The 2,267-nt window shown below is 70.2% G+C and carries 3 protein-coding genes; 1 reads left to right on the top strand and 2 read right to left on the bottom strand.

Annotation, left to right across the window (positions count from 1 at the left end; genetic code table 11):
- Window positions 1–117: 117 nt before the first annotated feature.
- Window positions 118–678 carry a flavin reductase family protein gene (locus tag ACWDU1_RS31760; protein ID WP_450004112.1) on the bottom strand — a complete coding sequence of 187 codons (561 nt, stop codon included), beginning with the start codon at window positions 676–678 and terminating at the stop codon, window positions 118–120.
- A gap of 76 nt (window positions 679–754) precedes the next feature.
- Window positions 755–1,228 carry a YbaK/EbsC family protein gene (locus tag ACWDU1_RS31755; RefSeq protein WP_450004111.1) on the bottom strand — a complete coding sequence of 158 codons (474 nt, stop codon included), beginning with the start codon at window positions 1,226–1,228 and terminating at the stop codon, window positions 755–757.
- A gap of 124 nt (window positions 1,229–1,352) precedes the next feature.
- On the opposite strand from ACWDU1_RS31755, the gene ACWDU1_RS31750 reads away from it, so the two are divergent.
- The gene (locus ACWDU1_RS31750; protein ID WP_450004110.1) at window positions 1,353–2,174 is read left to right on the top strand and encodes a crotonase/enoyl-CoA hydratase family protein; all 822 of its coding nucleotides are present in this window, start codon (window positions 1,353–1,355) and stop codon (window positions 2,172–2,174) included.
- Window positions 2,175–2,267 lie beyond the last annotated feature (93 nt).

The following is a 2,267-nucleotide window of genomic DNA, read 5'->3' as shown; positions in this document are numbered from 1 at the left end:
TGCGCTTCGAGCGCTGACAGCAGACGCGGGCCGAACCCTTTGTGGGCCTCGCTGGACTCGGCGCCGAGACGGGGATTCGGTGCGGGCGGCGGGGGCTGGTCGATGGGGACCGGGGGGTCAGTCCGCTTCGTCGGCGAGGGGGGTGGGGCGGTAGTAGCGGCCGTTGTAGTAGAGGAGGGGGGCGGCGGCGGGCTCCTCGGCGGTGTCGTCGTGGACCCGGACCACCCGGCCCACGACGAAGGTGTGGTCGCCGATCGGGATGAGCTGTTCGATGGTGGTGCGCAGCCACAGGGGGGTGCCGTGCAGGACCGGCTCGCCGGTGTCGAGGGCCGACCACAGGGACGGGTCGCTGAAGCGGTGGGCGGCGGTCCGGGCGAAACGCTGGGCGATATGGCGCTGATGCTCGCCCAGGAAATGGATGACCACCGAATCGGCGGCGGTGAGCGCGGTCAGGCTCGACGAGGTATCGCTGATATTGAACGAGACGAGCGGCGGATCCAGGGACAGCGAGGCGAACGAGGTCGCCGTGAAACCGACCGGGCCGGCCCCGGAATTCAAGGTCACGACGGTGACGCCGGAGGGGTAGTGCCGCATCGAGGCACGGTACTGCTCGGCAGTGATACCGCTGAGGTCGTCGGGAATCCGGATACCGGTCTCGGGCCGTGGTGCTTCGGTCACGGTGCCGACGCTACGCCCCGGACCGCCACGACCGCCCGGTCCGGTTCCACTGTCCGGACACCCGCCGCGACCGCCGTCACGCGACCTCCAGCGACAGCCCGGCGGTGATCCGCAGCAGCTCCGGGTAGCAGGTCCGGAAAACCGTGCCCGGGCTGCCGCCCGCCGCCCACAGCTCACCGAACGCGGCCAGCGCGCTGTCCACCCAGGTGGACAGGTTGGCGGGATGTCCCACCGGGGCGACGCTGCCCGGCATCTGCCCGGTGTACAGCATCACCAGATGTGGCGGGGCGGGCGCCAGCGGACCCTCCAGCCGGGCTCCGGCCCGGACCGGATCGACCTGGTGGGCGGCCGAAACCAGCAGCAGGATCGGTTCCTCGCCCAGTAGGAAGACCTCGGCCCGCACGAGAGCGCCGAGCTCCACCTCCATCACCCGAGCGGTAGCCGCGGCATCCGTTGCCGACTCCGGCGCGGAGACGATCAGGCCGTGGTGTCCGCGCGCTATCAAAGTATCCGAGACCCGGCAGGTTATCGGTGGAAGCGACCTGCGCATGGGCTCAGGGTAGAGCGATCGGCCAGGTCTCGCCGCCGTTTGCCCCACTCACCGGCCCGGGCCCGATCCGCCCCGGGTAGTGCGCGCCCGTCCCCTCGATGGTCCCGACCATTAGGCTGGCCGAATGACAGACTGGCAGGCTTTCACCGTCGAAACCAAGGATCACGTCGCACGGGTCACGCTCACCGGCCCGGGCAAGGGTAATGCGATGGGCCCGGATTTCTGGCGGGAGCTGCCGGAGATCTTCCGCGGACTCGATGCCGACGCCGAGGTCCGGGCCGTGGTCCTCACCGGCTCGGGCAAGCACTTCTCCTACGGTCTCGACCTGCCCGCCATGAGCGGCACGTTCGGTCCCCTCATGGCCGACCGCGCCCTCGCCGCGCCGCGCACCGATTTCCTCGGTGAGATCCGCCGCCTCCAGGCCGCGATCACCGCCGTCGCCGAATGCCGTAAACCGGTGATCGCCGCGGTCTCCGGCTGGTGCATCGGCGGCGGCCTGGACCTCATCGCCGCCGCCGATATCCGCTACGCCAGCGCGGAAGCGAAGTTCAGCCTCCGCGAAGCGAAGGTCGCGATCGTCGCGGACGTGGGCTCACTGCAGCGGCTGCCCGCGATCATCGGCGAAGGCCACCTCCGGGAACTCGCCTACACCGCCAAGGACATCGACGCGGCTCGCGCGGAGAAGATCGGGCTGGTCAACGACGTATACCCCGACCAGGAAGCGGTGCTGGAAGCCGCCGACGCCACCGCCCGCGAGATCGCCGCCAACCCGCCGCTGGTGGTGCAGGGCGTGAAAGATGTGCTCGACCAGCGGGACGCGTCGACCGTCGCGGAGGGGTTGCGGTACGTCTCGGCGTGGAACGCGGCGTTCCTGCCCTCGGAAGACCTCACCGAGGCGATCCAGGCGGTCTTCGAGAAGCGCGTGCCGGAGTACAAGGGACGGTAATTTTGGCGCGGCTTCGCCGCGCGGGGTTCGGCCCGCGTCGCCTGTCAGCACTCGAGACTCGCGGCTGCGCCGCTTCGCTTCGAGTGCTGACAG

The sequence above is a fragment of the Nocardia sp. NPDC003345 genome (assembly GCF_053589395.1).
This window is presented reverse-complemented; position numbering and strand designations above follow the sequence as displayed.